Origin of the sequence: [Micrococcus luteus] ATCC 49442 (genome assembly GCF_010367585.1) — a bacterium.
GTDB lineage: Bacteria > Actinomycetota > Actinomycetes > Actinomycetales > Micrococcaceae > Arthrobacter > Arthrobacter luteus_A.
On the sequence record NZ_JAAAXP010000001.1, the window covers coordinates 586,996 to 608,562 of the forward strand.

General features: G+C 64.7%; 18 protein-coding genes. 15 read left to right on the forward strand and 3 right to left on the reverse strand.

Going from position 1 to position 21,567, the window contains the following annotated elements; genetic code table 11:
- The first annotated feature begins 84 nt into the window (after nt 1-84).
- From GUV69_RS02775 to pdxS, 6 genes are all read left to right on the forward strand, one after another.
- Entirely contained in the window at nt 85-405 is a 321-nt protein-coding gene (locus GUV69_RS02775; protein WP_164199517.1) for a DUF6504 family protein, read from the forward strand.
- Nucleotides 402-3,890, forward strand: coding sequence for a DNA polymerase III subunit alpha (locus GUV69_RS02780; RefSeq protein WP_164199519.1), 3,489 nt, complete (start codon nt 402-404; stop codon nt 3,888-3,890). The genes GUV69_RS02775 and GUV69_RS02780 overlap by 4 nt, the downstream gene beginning before the upstream one ends.
- A gap of 158 nt (nt 3,891-4,048) precedes the next feature.
- Entirely contained in the window at nt 4,049-6,058 is a 2,010-nt protein-coding gene (thrS, locus tag GUV69_RS02785; RefSeq protein WP_164199521.1) for a threonine--tRNA ligase, read from the forward strand.
- A gap of 20 nt (nt 6,059-6,078) precedes the next feature.
- Nucleotides 6,079-6,663, forward strand: a complete 585-nt coding sequence (locus tag GUV69_RS02790; RefSeq protein ID WP_164199523.1) for an HIT family protein — start codon at nt 6,079-6,081, stop codon at nt 6,661-6,663.
- On the forward strand, nt 6,656-7,279 hold the full coding sequence (gene pgsA, locus GUV69_RS02795; protein WP_164199525.1) for a phosphatidylinositol phosphate synthase: 624 nt from the start codon (nt 6,656-6,658) through the stop codon (nt 7,277-7,279). Before GUV69_RS02790 ends, pgsA begins: the two co-directional genes overlap by 8 nt.
- Nucleotides 7,280-7,421: 142 nt before the next feature.
- A complete protein-coding gene (pdxS, locus tag GUV69_RS02800) occupies nt 7,422-8,348 on the forward strand; it encodes a pyridoxal 5'-phosphate synthase lyase subunit PdxS (protein WP_164199527.1) in 927 nt (308 codons plus the stop codon).
- Nucleotides 8,349-8,570: 222 nt separating this feature from the next.
- Here the strand turns inward: pdxS and GUV69_RS02805 are convergent, their stop codons facing one another.
- Complete coding sequence (locus GUV69_RS02805) at nt 8,571-10,583, reverse strand: M3 family metallopeptidase (RefSeq protein ID WP_164199529.1); 2,013 nt, start codon at nt 10,581-10,583, stop codon at nt 8,571-8,573.
- A gap of 82 nt (nt 10,584-10,665) precedes the next feature.
- Between GUV69_RS02805 and GUV69_RS02810 the strand changes: the two genes are divergently transcribed.
- A complete protein-coding gene (locus tag GUV69_RS02810) occupies nt 10,666-11,955 on the forward strand; it encodes a CapA family protein (protein WP_244292596.1) in 1,290 nt (429 codons plus the stop codon).
- 4 nt (nt 11,956-11,959) lie between these two features.
- On the opposite strand, the gene GUV69_RS02815 is transcribed toward GUV69_RS02810, so the two are convergent.
- Complete coding sequence (locus GUV69_RS02815) at nt 11,960-12,712, reverse strand: type 1 glutamine amidotransferase (RefSeq protein ID WP_164199531.1); 753 nt, start codon at nt 12,710-12,712, stop codon at nt 11,960-11,962.
- Complete coding sequence (locus GUV69_RS02820; RefSeq protein ID WP_164199533.1) at nt 12,709-14,004, reverse strand: Mur ligase family protein; 1,296 nt, start codon at nt 14,002-14,004, stop codon at nt 12,709-12,711. Before GUV69_RS02820 ends, GUV69_RS02815 begins: the two co-directional genes overlap by 4 nt.
- Nucleotides 14,005-14,095: 91 nt before the next feature.
- Here GUV69_RS02820 and pdxT point away from each other — a divergent pair, with 91 nt between their 5' ends.
- The 8 genes from pdxT to secF all read left to right on the forward strand — a co-directional run bounded on the left by pdxT (nt 14,096) and on the right by secF (nt 21,466).
- Nucleotides 14,096-14,806 (forward strand): pyridoxal 5'-phosphate synthase glutaminase subunit PdxT, encoded by a 711-nt coding sequence (gene pdxT, locus GUV69_RS02825; RefSeq protein WP_164199535.1) that lies wholly within the window; start codon nt 14,096-14,098, stop codon nt 14,804-14,806.
- A gap of 3 nt (nt 14,807-14,809) precedes the next feature.
- Nucleotides 14,810-15,565: a YebC/PmpR family DNA-binding transcriptional regulator gene (locus GUV69_RS02830; protein WP_164199537.1), complete on the forward strand. Its 756-nt coding sequence runs from the start codon at nt 14,810-14,812 to the stop codon at nt 15,563-15,565.
- A gap of 35 nt (nt 15,566-15,600) precedes the next feature.
- Complete coding sequence (gene ruvC / locus GUV69_RS02835; RefSeq protein ID WP_164199539.1) at nt 15,601-16,179, forward strand: crossover junction endodeoxyribonuclease RuvC; 579 nt, start codon at nt 15,601-15,603, stop codon at nt 16,177-16,179.
- Nucleotides 16,180-16,270: 91 nt separating this feature from the next.
- On the forward strand, nt 16,271-16,915 hold the full coding sequence (ruvA, locus tag GUV69_RS02840) for a Holliday junction branch migration protein RuvA (protein WP_164199541.1): 645 nt from the start codon (nt 16,271-16,273) through the stop codon (nt 16,913-16,915).
- Complete coding sequence (gene ruvB, locus GUV69_RS02845) at nt 16,908-17,996, forward strand: Holliday junction branch migration DNA helicase RuvB (RefSeq protein ID WP_164199543.1); 1,089 nt, start codon at nt 16,908-16,910, stop codon at nt 17,994-17,996. The genes ruvA and ruvB overlap by 8 nt, the downstream gene beginning before the upstream one ends.
- A 183-nt stretch (nt 17,997-18,179) precedes the next feature.
- Nucleotides 18,180-18,575, forward strand: coding sequence for a preprotein translocase subunit YajC (gene yajC, locus GUV69_RS02850; RefSeq protein ID WP_164199545.1), 396 nt, complete (start codon nt 18,180-18,182; stop codon nt 18,573-18,575).
- A 114-nt stretch (nt 18,576-18,689) separates the two neighbouring features.
- The gene (gene secD, locus GUV69_RS02855) at nt 18,690-20,447 is read left to right on the forward strand and encodes a protein translocase subunit SecD (RefSeq protein ID WP_164199547.1); all 1,758 of its coding nucleotides are present in this window, start codon (nt 18,690-18,692) and stop codon (nt 20,445-20,447) included.
- The gene (secF, locus tag GUV69_RS02860) at nt 20,447-21,466 is read left to right on the forward strand and encodes a protein translocase subunit SecF (protein ID WP_164199549.1); all 1,020 of its coding nucleotides are present in this window, start codon (nt 20,447-20,449) and stop codon (nt 21,464-21,466) included. The genes secD and secF overlap by 1 nt, the downstream gene beginning before the upstream one ends.
- The last annotated feature ends 101 nt before the right edge of the window (nt 21,467-21,567 follow it).

The window sequence follows — 21,567 nt, forward strand, 5'->3', positions numbered from 1 at the left end:
GAACATGTATTCGAATGCCTGTTTTTTGCGGCAGCCTTGTGCAGCAGCATTTTGCATCGGCTCAGTTCAGTTCAGGAGGCGCCCATGGGTATGTTCAGCGAGTCCCTGGATGTCGTCTGCACCCCTGCAGGGCAGCCGCTTGAACTTCAATGGGCCGGGCGGCACTATACGGTGTGCGCCGAACCTGTGCGGTGGTACGAACGCAGGCAGTGGTGGGCTGAGGAGCGTCGGGCTCCGCTGGGCAGCGGACCGGGACTGGTGGACCATGAGATCTGGCGCGTCCAGGTACGGGCAGATTCCCTCGATACCGCGGAGACGCTAACCCTGGACCTCAGCAGGCACCTGGGCAGCGGCCGCTGGCGGCTCATGCGTCTCCACGACGGACTCCACCCCAAAACCGCATGAGCTTCACCCATCTCCACGTTTCCACCGCCTTCAGCGCGCACTATGGAGTGTCCTGGCCTGAGGAACTGGCCCAGGCAGCCGCCGCGGACGGCGCCACAGCGCTTGCCTGCACGGACCGGGACGGACTGTACGGCACAGTCAAGCACCTCAAAGCCTGCATGGAGGCAGGCATCGACCCCATAGCGGGGGTGGACCTTGCGGTCTTCGACGACGACGGCGACCACCGTACGCAGCTCGCCGGCCGGGTGGTGGTACTCGCCCGGGGCAATAACAACGGAGCGGGCTACCGCGCCCTGTGCAGGCTTGTCTCCGATGCCCATGCCCGCACCACAGGAAAAGCCGGGGGAGCGGTGCCTGTTGCGGTCACCCGTGCCGAACTCGCCTCACGGACGCTTGACCCCAACACCTTGAAGCCGGTGCTGACAGTCCTGATCGGACCGGATTCCGACGTCGGACGAGCCATGGGCGGGCGGCGCTACCTTCGCCCGCGCACACTGTTCAAACGATGGCTTGACGCCATGCCGGCAGGAACCCTCGTTGCCGAAGTGGTTTCCCAGCTGACTGCCCCGGGAGCGCCCCTGAGCACTGCCCATGCGGTGCGGATGCTCAAACTCGCCGAAGAACACCATGTCCCGGCTGTGCTGACCAACGCAGTCCGTTATTGCGCCGAAGACGGTGCCGCCACGGCTGACGTCCTCGACTCCGCCCGGACCCTGAAATCACTGCCGGAACTTGCTGCCGAACCGCTGCTGCAGCCCAACGGGCAGGGCTGGCTCAAATCCGCAGGGCAAATGCTTCTGCTGGGCAAGGAAATCATCCGCGCTGCGGGGTATGGCACAGCAGACCTAAAACAGCTCATGGCCCAGACCGAGGCGCTCGCCGACTTCTGCAGGATAGACCCGGTGGCTGATATGGGATGGAAGCAGCCTGTGGTCCCTGAGGCATCAGTCATAGGCATCAGCCAGGATCCGCATAGAGAATTGGTCCAGCGCTGTGAGGCCGGGATCAGCAGGCGGTTCCCGGGAATATCCGGCGCGGCCGGCAAGGACATGCGCTCGCGGCTGGAGCACGAGCTGGGGATCATCCGGAACCTCGGCTTCTCCTCCTACTTCCTGACTGTCGCCGAGGTCTCCCGGATGATCCTGGATATGGGGGTCAGGGCGGCTGCCCGCGGCTCGGGTGCCTCCAGCCTGGTCAATTATCTGATCGACGTCAGCCAGGTGGACCCCCTGCAGCACGATCTGATCTTTGAACGCTTCCTGTCGCAGGACCGGGCCACACTGCCTGACATTGACATCGACGTCGAAAGCGCCGAGCGGCACAACGTGTACCGGAGGATCTTTGACCGGTTTGGTGCCGAGCGGGTGACCCTGATGAGCATGCAGAACGGGTACCGGGCCCGCGGTGCCGTCCGGGATGCAGGCATGGCGCTGGGCATGGATGATGGCGACGTCGGTGAGATCGCCAAGCAGCTGTGGCGGTTCTCAGCCCGCAAATTCCGTGAAGCCCTGGTGGAAAAACCTGAGCTGCGGGAGTTCGCCGGCAGGGTGGAGCAGCGCGGCAAGGCTGAAAACCAGCAGCTTGACCTGCTGGTGGACCTCACCGAACGGCTGGACCGGCTGCCCCGCCATATTTCCATGCATCCCTGCGGGGTGATCCTGGGCGACGCCACTCTCCTTGACCGGACCCCTGTCCAGCCCAGCGGGCTCGGGCTGCCCATGAGCCAGTTCGACAAACACGACATGGATCCCATGGGCATGCTCAAGCTGGATGTTTTGGGGGTGAGGATGCAGAGCGCCATGGCGTTTGCCGTCCGGGAAGTCATCCGGATCCATCCATCCAAAGCAGAAGTGGTCGCGGCCGGGGCCCACCCCGCCGGGCCTGAAGGTACAGGTCCGGACTACATCGCCGACAACGGCCACATCGATCTGAACGCCGTGCCGCTGGATGATGAGCCCACCTTCGAACTGATCCGCAGCACCCACACCCTGGGATGCTTCCAGATCGAGTCACCGGGACAGCGTGAGCTGATCGGCAAGATGGCCCCGCGTGACTTCAATGACCTCATCATCGACATTTCGCTGTTCCGGCCAGGGCCGATGAAATCTGACATGGTGCGGCCGTTCCTGGAACACAGGCACGGATTTGCGCCGGAGGTCTATCCGCATCCTGACCTGAAACCCGTGCTGCAGGAGACACATGGTGTCACCGTCTTCCATGAGCAAATCCTGAAAACGTTCAACGTGATGACCGGGTGCGGGCTGGCAAAGGCAGACGAGTTCCGGCGGGCTCTCGGTAACGAGGTCCTCGAACTGAAAGTGGAAGAGTTCTTCCGCAGGGAGGCCAGGATCAAGGGCTATTCCCCGGACGTGGTGGACAAGGTCTGGGGGACCTTGAAGGCTTTTGGGAGTTTTGGTTTCTGCAAGGCGCATGGAGCGGCCTTTGCCGTCCCCACCTACCAGTCAGCCTGGCTGAAAACGCATCATCCCGAGGCGTTCCTGGCCGGGCTGTGGGAGCACGATCCCGGGATGTATCCAAAGCGGCTGCTGGTTGCCGAAGCCCGAAGGCTTGGAATACCCATCCTGCCGCTGGATATCAACCGCAGCCATGCCGAGTACCGGGTGGAACGGGTTGCGGACGGGCCGGATGCGGGCAAGCTGGGGATCAGGCTGAGCCTCAACGGGATTTACGGCCTCTCCGGGGCTGAGCTCAAGAGGATTGTCGCCGGCCAGCCCTACGACTCCCTGGCGGATCTCCGGGCACGGTCCAGGCTGAGCAAACCGAGCATTAAGCGGCTCGCCCAATTAGGCGCCTTTGATTCCCTGCACCGGGAGGCGGGCAGCGGGGCAAACCGTGCAGACCTCGTCCAGCATCTGAACCAACTCCATGCTGCCGGCGGTACCCGTAAGGGCGCTGAGGTCATGGAAGGGCAGCTCTCATTGCCGCTGGGGGACGTGGAACTGCGCAACGTCAAGCCCGGGCTTCCCGAGCCAACCCTGGTGGAAAACGTCCGGGCCGAACTCGACCTTATGGCCCTCGACGTCAGCGGCCACCTGATGGAAAGCCACCGCCCCATGTTGAACAGGCTGGGGGTCACCACTGCGGACAAACTGCTCAGCCTCCGCAACGGCACCGAGGTGCTGGTGGCCGGCGTGCGCATTGCCACCCAGACCCCTCCCATGCGCGGCGGCCGCCGGGTGGTGTTCATCAGCATCGATGACGGCACGGGCTGCATCGACTCCGTGTTCTTCCACGAAGCCCAGGAACAGGCGGGCCAGCTCCTGTTCGGAACCAGGCTGCTGCTCATCCGCGGCACCACACGCCGGACCGGTCCACGCGGAATCAGCCTGAGTGCCAGCATGGCCTGGGACCTTAGCCGCGTGGAATCCCTGCCGTTCCCCGGCAACCCGGTGGAAAGCACGGATGTCCCGCATCCGTTGGACGGGATCAGCCGGAGCCTCTCCATCACCGGGATGGGCGGCTGAGGCGCTGCTGCCACGCTGGAAAGGTCATCCTGTAGGTCGGCGGAGCCCGCGGGTCCCGTTGGTCGGCCTCTGGCGGAACCGATAGCATTGACGATGGCTGGCTGTGGTCCCCGTATGCCGCAAGCTATGAAGCCTAAAACTTTGAATAGGAGACACCCGTGTCAGATGCCCAGCAGATCACCCTCATCGTCGATGGCGAAGAGACCAAGGTGACTACCGGGACAACCGGTGCGGAACTCTTCTTTGAGCGCCGCGAAGTTGTTGTGGCCCGCGTTAATGGCGAGCTGAAGGACCTGGACCAGGAGCTGCCCGAGGGCGCGGAGGTTGAGGGCGTCACCATCGATTCCCCGGACGGCCTGAACGTGCTGCGCCACTCCACCGCCCACGTCATGGCCCAGGCCGTACAGCAGCTCCGACCCGATGCCAGGCTTGGCATCGGGCCGTACATCACCGACGGTTTCTACTTCGACTTCGACGTTGCCGAGCCGTTCACCCCCGAGGACCTCAAAACCCTCGAGAAGATGATGCAGAAGATCATCAACCAGAACCAGAAGTTCGTCCGACGCGTGGTCAACGAGGATGAAGCCCGCGAGGCCATGAAAAACGAGCCCTACAAGCTCGAACTCCTGGGTAAAAAGAATGAGGCCGCCGAAGCAGCTGAAGGCGTTAACGTGGAGGTCGGGGCCGGCGACATCACCATCTACGACAATGTGGAGCGCAAGGAAGGGACGACCGTCTGGTGCGACCTCTGCCGCGGCCCGCACCTGCCCAACACCAAGCTCATCTCCAACGCGTTCGCCCTCACCAGGTCATCCTCCGCTTACTGGCTGGGCAACCAGAAGAACCAGCAGCTGCAGCGCATCTACGGCACAGCCTGGCCCACCAAGGACGCGCTGAAGGCCTACCAGGAGCGCATCGCCGAAGCTGAGCGGCGCGACCACCGCAAGCTCGGCGTCGAACTTGACCTTTTCTCCTTCCCGGACGAGCTTGGCTCCGGCCTGCCGGTCTTCCACCCCAGGGGCGGGATCATCCGCAAGGAAATGGAGGACTACTCCCGGCAGCGCCATGTCGACGCCGGGTACGAGTTCGTCTACACCCCGCACATCACCAAGGGCCACCTCTACGAAGTCTCGGGACACCTGGACTGGTACAAGGAGGGCATGTTCCCGGCCATGCGAGTGGACGAGGAACTCAACGCAGACGGTACGGTCCGCAAGCCTGCCCAGGACTACTACCTCAAGCCGATGAACTGCCCCATGCACAACCTGATCTTCCGTTCACGGGGACGTTCCTACCGTGAACTGCCGCTGCGGCTCTTCGAATTCGGCGCCGTCTACCGGTACGAAAAATCCGGTGTAGTGCACGGCCTGACCCGCGTCCGGGGCATGACACAGGACGACGCCCACATCTACTGCACCCGCGAGCAGATGAAGGATGAACTCACCAAGACCCTGACGTTTGTGCTTGACCTGCTGAAGGACTACGGCCTGAACGACTTCTACCTCGAGCTCTCCACCAAGGACCCGGAGAAGTTCGTCGGCGAGGACGCCGCATGGGACGAAGCCACCCGGACCCTGGCCGAGGTGGCCGAGGAATCCGGCCTGGAATTGGTCGCCGATCCGGGCGGGGCTGCCTTCTACGGTCCAAAAATCTCCGTCCAGGCGAAGGACGCCCTCGGCCGGACCTGGCAGATGTCCACCATCCAGCTGGACTTCAACCTGCCCGAACGGTTCGAGCTGGAATTCCAGGCAGCCGACGGCACCCGCCAGCGGCCCGTCATGATCCACCGCGCACTCTTCGGTTCCATCGAGCGGTTCATGGGTGTGCTCACGGAGCACTACGCCGGTGCCTTCCCGGCGTGGCTTTCCCCCGTCCAGGTGGTGGGCATCCCGGTGGCCGAAACCTTCAACGAGTACATGTTCGACGTCGTTGACCAGCTCAAGGCGGCGGGCATCCGCGCCGAGGTGGACACGTCGTCGGACAGGTTCCCCAAGAAGATCCGCACCGCCAGCAAGGACAAGATTCCCTTTGTCCTGATCGCCGGCGGAGACGACGCCGAGGCCGGGGCGGTGTCCTTCCGGTTCCGGGACGGCAGCCAGGACAACGGCGTGCCCGTGGCCGAGGCCGTCAAGCGGATCACGGAAGCCGTCCGTAACCGGACCAGCTAGCGGAAACGGAAAAGAACACGGTGCAGGAGAACACAGGCGCAGGATATCCAGGGGATGCCGGCGTGACCGATGACTTTGATCTCGCGGGCGTACCGGACGCGTTCCAGCGCCTGTGGACTCCCCACCGGATGGCCTATATCAAGGGCGGGCAGCACCAGTTCAAGAGCGAGGATGACTGCCCGTTCTGCGTGGGGCCGCGAAGGACCGACGAGGAAGCCCTCATCGTCTACAGGGGCAAGACCTGCTATGTGGTCCTCAACCTGTTCCCGTACAACCCGGGCCACCTCCTGGTCTGTCCGTACCGGCACGTCCCGGATTACACGGACCTCACCGTGGAGGAGACTGCGGAGTTTGCTGACATCACCCAGACGGCCATGCGGGTCCTCCGTAAAGTCTCCAACCCGGGCGGCTTCAACCTGGGCATGAACCAGGGGGTGGTGGGTGGCGCCGGCATCGCAGCCCACCTGCACCAGCACATCGTTCCGCGGTGGGGCGGCGACGGGAACTTCTTCCCGATCATCGCCCAGACCAAGGCCATCACGCAGACCCTCGATGAGGTACGTCAGCTAGTTGCCGAAGCCTGGCCCGGGGAGACGGATGCTTAATAGGCACGCGCGCGGGTTTTTCACCGCGCTGTTCACTCCTCTTGCCCGCTGGCTCCTGAAAATCGGTGTTTCTCCGGATGCGGTGACCATCATCGGCACCGCCGGCGTGGTGGTAGGCGCCCTGGTGTTCTACCCCCTTGGCCAGCTCTGGTGGGGCACGCTGTTCATTACGGCGTTCATCTTCTCGGATGTGCTTGACGGCATCATGGCCCGCATGCGTGACGCCGGGGGACGGTGGGGCAATTTCCTGGATTCCACGCTGGACCGGATCGCTGACGGCGCGCTGTTTGCGGGCGTGGCTATCTGGTTCTTCACCGGGGGAGCGGACTACGCGATCGCCGTCGCGGCCATGCTGTGCCTCGTTTTGGGCATGGTGGTCTCGTACGCACGGTCCAAAGCTGAGTCCCTGGGCTTCACGGCAAATGTAGGCATCGCCGAGCGCGCCGAGAGGCTCGTGTCGGTTCTTGTGGTCACCGGGTTCACCGGCCTCGGGCTGCCTCCGGTGGTTCTGCTTGTGACACTCGGACTGCTGGCCCTGGCAAGCCTCATCACAATTTGCCAGCGCATAGGGACCGTTCACCGCCAGGCCATGGCAGCATCCGCCGCCTCTGATTAAGCGTGATTAAGTCCGCTGCCCGCGGTGGGACTAGTATTGTGACTGCCCGGTCAATGGATCCGGCAACCCGGTGCGTGTACTCCTCGGCTTCCTGCCGCCTTCACGTCCGGCGAAGATCATCTATCTACCCATAGGGGTTTTTGTGTCTACACCTGATGTAAGCAGCGACGCCGGTTCGTCCGCGAACGGCGTCACGGGCAGCAACCGCGTCAAGCGGGGCATGGCTGAGATGCTCAAGGGCGGCGTCATTATGGACGTCGTTAACGTCGAACAGGCCCGCATCGCCGAAGATGCCGGTGCCGTTGCAGTGATGGCGCTGGAACGCGTTCCGGCCGATATCCGAGCCCAGGGTGGCGTGTCCCGCATGTCCGATCCGGACATGATCGACAAGATCATCGACGCCGTCTCCGTCCCGGTCATGGCCAAGGCCAGGATCGGCCACTTCGTGGAGGCGCAGGTCCTGCAGTCCTTGGGCGTGGACTACATTGACGAGTCCGAGGTCCTGACGCCGGCCGACTACGTCCACCACATCGACAAGTGGAACTTCAAGGTTCCCTTCGTCTGTGGCGCCACCAACCTCGGTGAGGCGCTGCGCCGCATTAACGAGGGCGCGGCCATGATCCGATCCAAGGGCGAGGCCGGCACCGGCGACGTCTCCAATGCCACCGGCCACATGCGCCAGATCCGCGCCGAGATCGCCAAACTCGCAGCCCTGCCCGAGGATGAGCTCTACGTCGCGGCCAAGGAACTGCAGGCCCCGTACGAACTGGTCAAGGAAGTCGCCGCCGCCGGCAAGCTCCCCGTGGTGCTGTTCACCGCGGGCGGCATCGCCACCCCGGCCGACGCAGCCATGATGATGCAGCTCGGCGCCGACGGCGTGTTCGTCGGATCCGGCATCTTCAAGTCCGGCAACCCGGCCCAGCGTGCCGCTGCCGTGGTCAAGGCCACCACGTTCTTCGATGACCCCGACGTCATCGCCAAGGCATCCCGCGGCCTGGGCGAGGCCATGGTGGGCATCAACGTGGACGAGATCCCGCAGCCGCACCGCCTCGCTGAGCGCGGCTGGTAACTCGCGCCTTTGGTGCTAGGAGCGGCGTCATCCTCGGCGCGCTATTCCCCGCGCGTTGTTGGCAGCTGAGTAGCTGCTTCCGGCGCGGGGCCCCTTTTACGCGCGCTGCCGGATAACGCCGTCCCTTGCCTTTTCCGCTCCTTATGTACGAAGCCGGGTGGTCGCCTTTTCGAAGGCGGCCACCCGGCGTCGTTGTTGGTTGAGCTTGTCGAAACCTGGGTTTTAGTCGAGGCCGCGGCGCTTGAGGAGAGGCTCCAACGTCGCTTCGCGGCCCCGGAGCGTTCGGAAGGATTCCAGCGGGTCCCGGCTGTTGCCTCGGGAGAGGAGTTCCTGGCGGAAGCGTTCGCCATTGGTGCGGTCCAGGCCGCCGTTCTCGGTGAACCAGTCCACTGTTTCAGCGTCCAGGACCTCGCTCCAGATGTACGAGTAGTAGCCGGCAGCATAGCCGTCGCCCGCGAAGATGTGCTGGAAATAGCCCGTCCGGTAGCGCGGTGGAATCAAGGCGTGGGCCACGCCCGCTGCGGCCAGCGACTTAGCCTCGAAGGCCACCACATCGTCCGGGACTCCCGCTTCATCCAGCACATGCCAGGCCAGGTCCAGCAGCGCTGCGCCCAGGTATTCGGTGGTGGCGAACCCTTCGCCCCACAGCCGGGATTCATTGAGCCGGTCCACGGTGTCCTGGGGGAGCGCCTCGCCCGTGAGATGGTGCCGGGCATAGTTCGCCAGCACCTCAGGCCAGAGGATCCACATCTCGTTGACCTGCGAGGGGTATTCCACGAAGTCCCGGGGGACCGCGGTTCCGGAGAACCGCGGATACGTCACATTGGAAAACAGGCCATGGAGCGCGTGGCCGAACTCATGGAAGGTGGTCCGCAGCTCGTCCAGCGTCAGGAGGGTCGGCTCATCCGCCGGGGGCTTGGAGATGTTGAGGTTGTTGATCACCACAGGTTTATTGCCGAGCAGGGCCGACTGTTCCACCAGCGAATTCATCCACGCGCCGCCCCGCTTGGTTTCGCGGGTGTAGTAGTCGCCCAGGAACAGTCCGAGGCCCTCACCGTCCTGGTCCCGAACCTCCCAGACCCGGACGTCGGGGTGGTATCCGTCAAGGTCATGGCGTTCATGGAAGGTAATGCCGAAGAGGGATGTGGCAGCGAAAAAGACGCCGTCCCGGAGGACGCGGTCCAGCTCGAAGTAGGGGCGGAGCCCCTGCTCGTCCACGGAGTATTTCTCCCGGCGGACTTTCGCTGAGTAGAACGCCCAGTCCCAGGCCTCCAGCGGGTGCCCGGCAACCTCGGCCAGGGCGGCCGCCTCTGCGTCGGCATTGCGGACGGCTGCAGGGGCCATCCTGTTCAGCATGGACTGGACCGCCTCGAAGCTGGGGGCCGTCTGGCGTTCCACCACGAGTTCGGCATAGTTGGCGAAGCCAAGAAGGGCGGCCTTTTCAGCCCGCAGCCCGGCCATGGACCTGACCAGGTCCAGGACGTCCAGGGTGCCGCCGTCGCTGCCCCGGGCCAGCGATGCTTCAAACAGCCGACGGCGGACGTCCCGGTTTTCGAGCGCAGCCATCGCGGGCTGGTTGCTGGGCTGGATCAGTGTCAGGAGGAATTTGTCCCCGTGGCCGGCCTCGCGGGCCGCCTCAGCGGCGCTGGCGAGATCGTCCGCGGGCAGCCCCGCCAGTTCCCCGGCGCTGTCCACCAGCAGGGCCGCGGACTTCATGCCTTCCTTGACCCGCTGGCCAAACTCCGTGCCAAGCCGTGACAGCTCTGCGTTGATTCCTTTCAGCCGCTCCTGCCCGGGCGGATCGAGCTGGATGCCGGTCTGGCGGAACTCTTTCAGGTATTCCTCCACGAGGCGTACGGATTCAGGATCCAGACCGGAGACATCAATGGCGGCGAACCGGTCAAAGAGGGCCCGGTTGAGGTAGACCTCGTCCTGGTGGGCAGAGAACCGGGGGGAAAGTTCGGTCTCCAGGTCCCGGATCGCGTCAGTTGCATCGGCGGAGACAAGGGTGAAGAAAGCAGCCGCGGCCCGCTGCAGCAGCTGGCCGGATTTCTCCATGGCCACGGCGGTGTTTTCGAAGGTCACGTCCGCGGTGTTGTCCACGATCGCCTGGATTTCGGCCAGGTGTTCTGCAAAACCGGCGGCCACTGCCTCGGAGTATTCGGCTGGTTCGAGCCGGGCAAACGGCGGCAGCCCGTAGGGCAGGTCACTGGTGCTGAGGAGTGGATTCGTCATCACGCTAACCTTTCATACCGGCGCATCCTTCTCAATGCGCGGCGTCCCGGTTTTGCGGGTGGCCAAACCTACAATGGCGCGTATGGGGAACACATCCGGCACTGCCGCTGCCCGAATCCGGGCCGTGCTCATGGCTGTCACGATGGCCGTGCTGCTTGCGGCGTGCGGCCTGGTTGCCGAACCGAACCCGCCGTCCTCCAGCACGGTGCCAGGCGCCCGTTCCGGGACGGAACAACAAACCCCGACGCCCTCACCGGTTCCGACCCCCACCCCCACGCCGGGTGCAGGACCGGCGTGCCCAACGCTCCGGTGCACGTCCGTCCTGATGACCGGGGACATGCTGGTCCATGCCGGGCTCTGGCAGCAGGCCGGCGACGACGCCGCTGCGGCAGGCAAACCCGGCCTCGATTTCACCCCGCTCCTGGCAGGCCAGCGCCGGTACATCCGGGGAAGCGACCTGGCCATCTGCCATCAGGAGACACCCGTGGCCGGGCCCGACGGCCCGTTCGCGGCGTACCCGTCCTTCAACGTTCCGCCGCAGGTCATCACTGCCGCAAAGGCGGTGGGGTACCGGGCCTGTACCACCGCGAGCGAGCACAGCATCGGCCGGAGCACGGACGGACTGCTGCGCACCCTGGACGCTTTGGACGCTGCCGGGCTTAAACACACCGGATCCTACCGCACCGAAACCGAATCGGAGGGGATCCTGATTCTGCAGACCGGAGCCGCGAAAGTCGCCATCATCCAAGGAACTTACGGGCTCAACGGGGTGTACCCGGAGTACAGCTGGCAGGTGGACATGCTGGACGCGCCCACCATGATAGCCAAGGCCGTCAAGGCACGTGCCCTCGGCGCCGACATTGTGCTGGGCGCCATGCACGCGGGGGATGAGTACGCCGGCGCAGCGAATACCCAGCAGCAGGAAACGGCCCGCGCCCTGGTGGACAGCGGCCAGTTCAGCATGATCTACGGCCATCACACACATTCGGTGCTGCCGATCGAGAACTACAAGGGCACATGGATCGCCTACGGCCTGGGCAACGGGGTGACCGAACTGTCGCCTTGGTACGCGGTGAACAACGAGGGCCTGCTGGTCCGTGCGCAGTTCAGCCAGGATGCGGCCGGCAACTGGACGGCGTCGGACCTTGCCTGGGCTCCGTCGGTCATCGTCCGCGATCCGTACCGCTGGTGTTCAGTGGCATCCGACGCCCCACAGGGTGTCTGCGCAGCGCCCGATTCTGACGCCGCCACGAGGCTGCGGACCAGCACCGTGGTGGAGTCGATGGGCGCGGCGGCTGCCGGTGCGCACGAACTGCTGATCACCAAGGAACCCGCAGCCCAGCCCCGTGTGCGGCCCGAACCGCTGCCCTAAAGAGTCAGCGCGGACGCCGGGCGGCGTGTTCGCGGGCCAGCACCGCGAAGCTGTCATCAGGAGTGCCCGGGGCGAAAGCCCCGAACTTGCGTTCCGCAGCGGTACGGATCAGGAAGTCGGCGATGGCGGGGTTCTTGGGCAACAGGGAACCGTGCAGGTAGCTGGCCACCACATTCTTGTAGCGGGCGCCTTCGTGGCCGTCACTGCTGTTATTGCCGGTCCCCTTGGCCACGGTTCCGAGGGGCCGGACGCCGGGCCCGAGCGTTGTCTGACCGCTGTGGTTTTCGTAGCCCAGCACCTCGCCGAACTCCGGGGTGGACACCTTGACGTTGCCGATCAGGCGTTCGTCCGTGCCGTGGGTTTCGACATCCAGGATACCGATGCCCGGAATGACCGTACCCAGGTGGGTCTTGAAAAAGCGCCCGAACAGTTGGTAAAGCCCGCAGATCACCAGTATGGGTGCGCCGTCCTCGGCGAGTCCGGTCAGGACGTCGGCCCGTGAATGCAGGTCATTCTGGATGACCAGCTGACCGCTGTCCTGGCCGCCGCCGCCCACGATGAGGTCCACGTCGGCGGGAAAGTCGTCACCCACGTTGTACTCAAGCAGTTCAGGCGTATAGCCGTGCCAGCTGATCCGCTGCTTCAGGACCAGGGCGTTGCCCCAGTCACCGTAGATGTTCATGTCGCGCGGATACAGCTGCAGGACGCGAAGGGTGCCCTTGCTCTCCGGAGCGGTTCCGCTTGGTTCGATGCTCACGAGACCACCTCCACTTCGGTTATTTTGGACAGCTCGCGGCGGATGGCCAGCATGGCTGTGTACGTGCAGAAAATCCGCTTCGGCTTGCCCCTGCCTTCACGGATGAAAGCAGCAAGTGCCGGGGCGATGTCCGTCTGGACCGCGCCGATCGGCACCTCGTCATACTGCAGCCGCAGGGCCATGTCGTACGCTCGGGATCCGGTCAGCTGGTCAACGCCGCCCTCGCGAAGTGAATCGAACTCCACGTCCCACAGCCAGGACATGTCCCGGCCGTCGGCGTAGTTGTCGTTGATGGCGATCATGGTGGCGTAGCCGCCTGCGGGGAATGACTTCAGTCCCAGCCGGAAACCGCTGGGGTTTTTGACCAGCACCAGGTCCAGGGGCTGGCCGTCCACCGTGAGGCTTTCGCCGCGGCCGAACGCGGGCTCCACCTGGGAGAGCGCGGTCAGCAGTGTTGCGTGGTCTGCCGTGGCGGCGCCGCCGCCGCAGATGCTGCGCGCCAGGACCAGCGCCGCCGCGGCATTAAAGATGTTGTAGACGCCGCGGAGCTTCATCGCTGTGGTGACGGTGACGCCGTCGTACTCGAAATCTGCGGTGTCCGGACCCACCCTCCGGAGTACGACGTCGGCGGGCGGCTTGTGGGAGGGCGCTGCGGGAGCGGGGCTGCCGGGGGCTGCCCGCATGTCGTCGTCGTTCGGAAAGGTGCTGAGGAGCGAATCGTCGAGGCCGAAGTACTGGACGTCCTGGCCGCCGGTCAGTGTGTCCGCGATGCGGGCCACGCGCGGGTCCTCCCGGTTGAGGACCACCGTTCCGGTGGTTTTGGCAGCGATGTGCTGCAGGAGCTGGGCCGTTTTGTCGATTTCACCAAAGCGGTCCAGCTGGTCCCGCAGGACGTTGAGCAGGAGGCTGTAGCGCGGCGGGACACGGTTCACGAAATGCACGGCGTGGGCTTCGTCCAGTTCCAGGACGGCGACATCGGCCTTGAGCCGGCCGCGCCAGTCCACCTCGCCGAGCAGCGCAGCCGCCACGCCACGGGTGAAGTTACTGCCGGTGCGGTTGGTGAATACCTTCAGGCCCTGGCTTTCCAGGAGTTCCACCACCATTTTGGTGGTGGTGGTCTTGCCGTTGGTTCCGCTCACGACGGCCACGCCGTGAGGGAGGGTGGCGAGTGTCCGCTGCATAAAGCCGGGGTCGATTTTTTCGACCACCAGCCCGGGCAGGGCGGAGCCGCCACCCCTGAGCCGGGACACCCGGCGGACCAGCTTGCCGAGCGGAACACTGATGTAAAGCATGCTCTGTAATATATCCCAGCAACGGCATAGAACCCTGCGCGGGGAGGGCGGCCCGCACGGTTCCGGGCCGATGGCACATTATGCTGAATGGATGACAAACCCCCTTTCGGCCGCTTCCGCACGCCTGGGCGCAGGCCTTCGGATCGGTGTCCTGGCGCTCCAGGGTGACTTCCGCGAACACCTGCGTGCCGTCGAAGCGTCCGGCGCTGCCGGCGTCGGGATCCGCAGGCCCAAGGAACTGGACGGCCTGGACGGGCTCATCATTCCGGGCGGCGAATCCACAGCCATCGACAAGCTGGCGCGCGCCTTTGAACTGGCCGAACCCCTGAAGGACCGCATCCGTGAAGGACTGCCGGTGTACGGTTCCTGCGCCGGCATGATCCTCCTGGCCAACGACATCGCAGATCCGGCCACGGACCTTGCCGGCAACCCGCAGCAGACCTTCGGCGGCCTGGACATTACGGTGCGGCGTAACGCGTTCGGCCGGCAGCGCGAATCATTCGAAACCGACCTGGACTTCAAGGGCCTGGACTTCAGCGCCACCGAATCAGGCGTGGCGCCGGTGCACGCGGTGTTCATCCGTGGACCGTGGGTGGAGCGGGTCGGAGCGGGCGTGGACGTGCTCGCCCAAGTGGAACCGGCGGATCCTGAACACGCGTCCCACGCCGCGGCCCTGCCCGGGACAGCTAGAATTGTTGCAGTGCGTTCCGGCCACCTGCTGGCCACCTCCTTCCACCCGGAAGTGACTGGGGAGAAACGCGTACACGAACTTTTTATCCGGATGATCAGAGGAGACGCGTAAAGCATGTCGGGCCACTCCAAATGGGCAACAACAAAGCATAAGAAGGCCATCCTCGATAGCCGCCGCGCCAAATCGTTCGCCAAGCTGATCAAGAACATCGAAGTTGCCGCCCGGATGGGCGGCCCCGACCTCCAGGGCAACCCGGGGCTGGAACTGGCCGTGACCAAGGCCAAAAAGACCTCAGTACCCGCGGACAACATCGACCGCGCCATCAAACGTGGCGCCGGGCTTACCGGTGAAGTAGTCGACTACACCGAAATCATGTACGAATGCCGTGGCCCGCAGGGCTCGGCACTGCTCATCGAATGCCTGACGGACAACAAGAACCGTGCGGCCTCCGAGGTCCGCCTGGCGATTTCGCGCAACGGCGGCACCATCGCGGATCCCGGTTCCGTCAGCTACCTGTTTAGCCGCAAGGGCGTGGTAACCCTGCCCAAGAAGGACCTCACCGAGGACGACGTCCTGATGGCAGTCCTGGACGCCGGCGCCGAGGAAGTCAAGGACAACGGCGAGACCTTCGAAATCCATTCGGATCCCAAGGACCTCCAGGCCGTCCGCGACGCCCTCACCGAGGCCGGGATCGAGTACGACACCGACGAGGCCGAGTTCGTCCCGTCCATGGAAGTGCCCCTTGATCTTGAGGCCGCCAAGAAATTCATGAAACTGGTTGACGCACTCGAAGAGCTCGACGACGTCCAGAACGTCTATAGCAACGCCGACCTCAGCGACGAAGTCCAGGCCGCCCTGGAATCTGAGTGAACCACCGCCTTGCAGCCTAGGGCGGTTGGGGGAGCGTGACGCTGCGCGTACTCGGCGTTGACCCGGGCCTGACCCGCTGCGGCATCGGTGTGGTGGACGTCGAGCGGAACAGGCGGGCCACGATGGGGGCCGTCGGCGTAGTGGGAACCTCCCCGGAGGAAACCCTTGACCAGCGGCTTCTTGTCATTGCCCTCGCCATCGACGACTGGCTGGACCGCTACGAACCCCAGGTCCTCGCCGTCGAACGCGTCTTCTCACAGCTGAATGTCAGTACCGTGATGGGCGTGGCGCAGGCGTCCGGCGTGGTGATTGCCGCGGCGGCCCGCCGCGGGATCCCGGTGGCGCTCCACACGCCGTCGGAAGTTAAAGCGGCTGTCACCGGCAGCGGCACGTCCAATAAGGACGCGGTGACCAAGCTCGTCACCAAGATTCTCCGGCTGGATGCGCCGCCCCGCCCGGCCGATGCCGCGGATGCACTGGCGCTGGCCATCACCCACGCCTGGCGGGCCGGCAGCGGGGCCGCCATAGCGACAACCGGCCCGGGCAGCATGTCCCTGACACCGGCGCAGCGCGCATGGGCCGATGCCGAGGCGAAGGCGCGCCGCGCACGCTGAATGTCCGCGGTGCTTGCTAGGGTATTCGTAGATATGTTCGGATAGCCGGTTGCGCCCCTCGGGACCCGGCAGTACACCAGGAGCCAGGGTTTTGATCAGTTTCCTTCGCGGGACCGTGGCGCACGTTGGCCTTTCCACAGCAGTGATTGACCTCAACGGCGCCGGAATGAGTGTCAACGCAACGCCCCAGACGCTGAGCGGCCTCCGTACCGGCGAAGAGGGCAAGCTCTTCACGTCGCTGATCGTGCGCGAGGATTCGCTGACCCTGTTCGGTTTTGCCTCCGACGACGAACGCGAAGTCTTCGATGTCCTGCTCAGCGTCAGCGGCGTGGGTCCGCGTCTTGCGCTTGCCGTCCTTGCGGTCCACGAGCCCGAAGCCATCCGGGTTGCGGCCCACACCGGCGACAGCAAAACGTTCACCAAGGTGCCCGGTATCGGTCCGAAAGTGGCTGGCCGGATTGTGCTGGAACTCGCCGGCAAGCTGGTGCCGCACGGCACTGCCGGTACGGCCGCGCCGGCCACCGCTGCCGAAGCCGCCTGGAAGCCCCAGGTGGTGGCCGCCATGACCAGCCTCGGCTGGTCCGAAAAAGATGCCACGGCCAGTATCGACAAGGCCCTGGCTGACGATCCCGAGGTGTCGTTCCGCGGAAATGTCGCTGAAATCCTGCGGACCACGCTCCGCTGGCTCGGCCAGGATGGCGCGCGGGCCGGCAACCGCGTAGGCAGCCGTGGCTGAGCCGTCCGTTGTGGCGGCGGGGGAAGAGCCCGAGGAACGGGTCATCGAAGCTGCCCTCCGGCCAAAGAACCTTGACGATTTTGTGGGCCAGCACCGGGTCCGCAAGCAACTCTCCCTGGTGCTCCAGGCCTCCCGGATGCGCAACCGCAGCGCGGACCACGTGCTGTTTTCCGGCCCGCCCGGGCTGGGTAAAACCACCCTTGCCATGATCGTGGCGGCCGAGATGAACGCGCCCCTGCGGATCAGCAGCGGCCCGGCCATCCAGCATGCCGGTGACCTCGCAGCCATCCTCTCCTCCCTATCGGAAGGGGAGGTCCTCTTCCTGGACGAAATCCACCGGATGTCCCGGCCTGCTGAGGAAATGCTCTACATGGCCATGGAAGATTTCCGGGTGGACATCGTGGTGGGCAAAGGGGCCGGGGCCACCGCCATCCCGCTGGAACTCCCGCCCTTCACCCTGGTGGGAGCAACCACCCGCGCCGGGCTGCTGCCGGGCCCGCTGCGGGACAGGTTCGGCTTCACCGGGCACCTGGAGTTTTACAGCGTGGCTGAACTCGAGCTGGTGCTTCGCCGTTCCGCCGGCCTGCTGGATCTCAAGGTCAACTCCGCGGGGTTCAGCGAAATAGCCGGCCGTTCCCGCGGCACGCCCCGAATCGCCAACCGCCTGCTGCGCCGGGTCCGGGACTGGGCCCTGGTGCACGGGATAGAGCAGATCGATTCACGTGCAGCATCAGCAGCCCTGGACATGTACGAAGTGGACAAACGGGGCCTGGACCGGCTGGACCGTGCCGTCCTCGAAGCCCTGATCACCAAATTCGGCGGCGGGCCCGTCGGACTGTCCACCCTGGCCATCGCCGTGGGGGAGGAAACCGAGACCGTCGAAACCGTGGCCGAGCCGTTTCTGGTCCGTGAAGGACTCCTGGGCCGGACACCCCGGGGCCGCATCGCCATGGCCCCGGCCTGGACCCATCTGGGTTACGCCGTACCGGCCGGTGTGTTCGGCCAGGAACCCCTGGACCTCTTCGAAACGGACCCGGACAGCAGTGACGTCGAGGCCGGCTGGGCGCCGAACAGCCAATAAGCCCGTCCTTTCAGCTTTTCCCTTTAGACTGGGTATGACACCCGGCACGTTCGGGTCTTTGTTCCCGCCGGCGGCTCCGAGGGGCCGTAGCCGGCCAGCACGAACATCTGCATGGCGGAACGAAGCGGACGCTGCCACACACCAGATACGCCAGTACAGATCGGAAACTTCCCTGTGGATCCCATGAACATCGTCTTGTTCGCAATGCTCGGCATCTTTATCTTTATGATGTTCCGCCGCAACAAGAAGACCAAGGAGCAGCAGGCCACGCTGCAGTCCCAGTTCGCTCCCGGTGTCGAGGTCATGACCAGCTTTGGCCTCTTCGGCCGGATCGTCTCCATGGACGACGCCGAAAACAAGGTGGTCCTGGAGCTTTCTCCCGGAAACCTCGCCACAGTTCACCGCCAGGCAGTAACCAAGATCGTGGAACCTGCCGTCGTCGCCGAGGACGAGCCCGCTGTTGTTCCCGATGACGCTTCGTCACTGACTTCCCAGGACCTGGGCACGCCGGCCGCGACCGCCGAAACCCCGGACGAGACCCTGAAGCGCCTCAATGACGAGGGCAAAAAGGACAACTAGCCCCGCTGCCTCCCGGCACCAGGCTTCACAACACCTCTACGGCCGCGGACCCGCCGCCGGTGGGAGCAACAGGCTCGCATCGGCGGTTCCTCCGTAATAAGAGAAAGATCGACAATGGCACGAACTGGCCCCAAAATCCCAGGCCTGCGGGTACTGGTGTGGCTCGGCGTAATCCTCGCCGTGCTGACCGCTGTCCTGGCAGGTGGCAACCTCGCCGGTCAGGCCAGCTGGGCACCAAAGCTCGCCCTGGACCTCGAAGGCGGCACCCAGATGATCCTGGCGCCCAAGGTTGAGGGCGGTTCGGACATTAACGAAGAGCAGCTCAACCAGGCCGTGGCCATCATCCGTCAGCGCGTTGACGGCTCCGGTGTTGCCGAAGCCGAGATCAGCACCCAGTCCGGACGCAACGTGGTGGTCAGCCTTCCCGGCACACCCACCAAGGAAACCCGCGACCTCATCCAGGCTTCCGCGGACATGAATTTCCGCCCGGTCCTGCTCAACGGTGACGGCGCAGCCGTCCCTACTGAGGCCCTGACGCCCGAGGACCAACTGCCCAAGCCCACTGCGGAACCCGCCAACAGCAGCGACGTCAACTGGATCACCCCCGAGGTGTACCGTCAGTTTGAAACCCTGGACTGCAACAACCCCGGACCGGAAAGCCCTGAGGCCTCCGATCCCGCCAAGCCCCTTGTGACCTGCGAACCGGCTACCGCCACGACGCCTGCGATCAAGTACATCCTTGGACCTGTGGAGGTAAAGGGCGGCAACATCGTCACGTCCTCCTTCCAGCTGCAGCAGGGTGCCCAGGGCGCCGTCACCAACGAGTGGGCCGTCAACATCCAGTTCGACGACGAAGGCACCGCCAAGTTCAAAGAGGTCACCGAGCGGCTGAACCAGTTCTACGTGGCCGCCGGCGGCGAGACCGGCACCGATCCGAAGGCGCAGTTCGCCATTGTGCTCGATGACCAGGTCATTTCCGCGCCCCGGTCGCTTGCAGTCATCACCGACGGTCGTCCGCAGATCACCGGTGGCTTCACCGAGCAGACGGCCAAGGCCCTCTCGGACCAGCTTCGCTTCGGTGCGCTGCCCATCAGCTTCGAAATCCAGAGCGACCAGCAGATCTCCGCAACACTCGGTGGCGAACAGCTGCGCATGGGCCTCCTCGCCGGCGTCATCGGTTTGCTCCTGGTTGTGGTCTACTCCCTCTTCCAGTACCGCGCCCTGGGCTTTGTCACTATCGCCTCCCTCGTGGTGGCAGGGGCACTGACCTACCTGGCCATCGCCATCCTGGGCTGGACGGAGAATTACCGGCTGTCTCTCGCCGGCGTGGCCGGCATCATCGTGGCCATCGGCCAGACCGCTGACTCGTTCATTGTGTACTTCGAACGCATCCGTGATGAGCTCCGCGAAGGCCGCGGCCTTGTCTCCGCAGTGGAGAACGGGTGGAAGCGAGCCAAGCGGACCGTGCTGGCCTCCAAGGCCGTCAACCTGCTCGCCGCCCTGGTGCTCTACTTTGTGGCCGTCGGGAACGTCCGCGGGTTCGCCTTTACGCTGGGCCTGACAGCCATCGCCGACCTCATCGTGGTCTTCATGTTCACCCACCCGACCCTGCAGCTCCTGGCCCGTACCAAGTTCTTTGGGGAAGGCCACCCGTTCTCCGGCCTTGACCCCAAGCGCCTCGGTGCCGTCCCGCTGTACCGCGGCGCAGGCCGCCTCCGTACGCCGGAGGCAAAGCCTGCCGTGGTCCGGGCAAAGAACACCGGCGCGGCCGCGGAAGCTGAGCGGCGCATGACCATCGCGGAACGCCGCCTCGCGGAAAAGCAGGAGCAGCTCACCGGCTCCTCCAAGAGCGCAGCCAAGGAGAACAAGTAATGTCCAGCTTTTCCACATTCGGTAACGAGCTCTACACGGGCAAGCGCTCCTACAACTTCGTGGGGGCCAAGAAGATCTGGTTCCTGATCGCGGCTGTCCTGGTTGCGCTGTCCATTCTGATTCCCCTGGTCAAAGGCGGCTTCAACCTGGGCATCGAATTCCGGGGCGGTTCGGAATTCACCGTGTCCAACGTGAAGGACACCGACTCCGCGCTTGGGGAAACTGTGGTCGAAGACGTGGTGGCCGGCAGCGTGCCCCGGGTTGCGAATGTCGCAGGCACCACCATGCGGATCCAGACCGACAAGCTCACTGATGACGAGACGCTCAGGATCAAGGAAGGCCTCGCTTCCGCCTACGGCGTCACGGACAACGAAGTGACCTCGACCTTCATCGGCCCCACATGGGGTGCGGATGTGACAAAGCAGGCGCTGATGGGTCTGCTCGTCTTTGTGGCCCTCGCGGCCGTGCTGATGGCCCTCTACTTCCGGACCTGGAAGATGTCGGTGTCAGCCCTGACGGCCATGCTCGTCACCATGTTCGTGACCGCGGGCGTGTACGCCCTGAGCGACTTCGAGGTGACACCCTCAGCCATCATCGGGTTCCTGACGGTGCTTAGCTATTCGCTGTATGACACGGTGGTGGTCTTTGACAAGATCCGGGAAAACACCGCCGACCTGGATGCGTCGACGCGCCGGACCTTCGCAGAGGAGGTCAACCTCGCGGTGAACCAGACCCTGGTCCGTTCCATCAACACCATGATGGTGGCCATCCTTCCGGTCGGCGCCATCCTGTTCATCGGAGCCGGCCTCCTCGGGGCGGGCACGCTGCGTGACTTGTCGCTTGCCCTGTTCGTTGGCATCTTCATCGGAACGGCTGCAACGATCTTTGTGGCAGCCCCCATGTATGCGTGGCTGCGCCAGAACGAACCCGACCTGGTGAAGCAGGCCAAACGCGTTGAACACCGCCGCGCCGGGACCGCTGTCCGGACGGAAGAACCGGCAGCACCCGCAGGGGCCTGACGACAAAAAACGCTACGGGCCGGGCGGCGATGGAAACCACGCTGCCTGGCCCGTACGCATTTAAGCGCCGGTTACAGAAGTGAACGGGCGGAGGAATAGAC

What these genes read in the sequence shown, in the direction of transcription:
- GUV69_RS02775 (WP_164199517.1), top strand. Translation starts at nt 85, where the DNA reads ATGGGTATGTTCAGCGAGTCCCTGGATGTCGTCTGCACCCCTGCAGGG.
- GUV69_RS02780 (WP_164199519.1), top strand. Translation starts at nt 402, where the DNA reads ATGAGCTTCACCCATCTCCACGTTTCCACCGCCTTCAGCGCGCACTAT.
- pgsA (WP_164199525.1), top strand. Translation starts at nt 6,656, where the DNA reads ATGCTTAATAGGCACGCGCGCGGGTTTTTCACCGCGCTGTTCACTCCT.
- GUV69_RS02805 (WP_164199529.1), bottom strand. Translation starts at nt 10,583, where the DNA reads ATGACGAATCCACTCCTCAGCACCAGTGACCTGCCCTACGGGCTGCCG.
- GUV69_RS02810 (WP_244292596.1), top strand. Translation starts at nt 10,666, where the DNA reads ATGGGGAACACATCCGGCACTGCCGCTGCCCGAATCCGGGCCGTGCTC.
- GUV69_RS02820 (WP_164199533.1), bottom strand. Translation starts at nt 14,004, where the DNA reads ATGCTTTACATCAGTGTTCCGCTCGGCAAGCTGGTCCGCCGGGTGTCC.
- pdxT (WP_164199535.1), top strand. Translation starts at nt 14,096, where the DNA reads ATGACAAACCCCCTTTCGGCCGCTTCCGCACGCCTGGGCGCAGGCCTT.
- GUV69_RS02830 (WP_164199537.1), top strand. Translation starts at nt 14,810, where the DNA reads ATGTCGGGCCACTCCAAATGGGCAACAACAAAGCATAAGAAGGCCATC.
- yajC (WP_164199545.1), top strand. Translation starts at nt 18,180, where the DNA reads ATGAACATCGTCTTGTTCGCAATGCTCGGCATCTTTATCTTTATGATG.
- secD (WP_164199547.1), top strand. Translation starts at nt 18,690, where the DNA reads ATGGCACGAACTGGCCCCAAAATCCCAGGCCTGCGGGTACTGGTGTGG.
- secF (WP_164199549.1), top strand. Translation starts at nt 20,447, where the DNA reads ATGTCCAGCTTTTCCACATTCGGTAACGAGCTCTACACGGGCAAGCGC.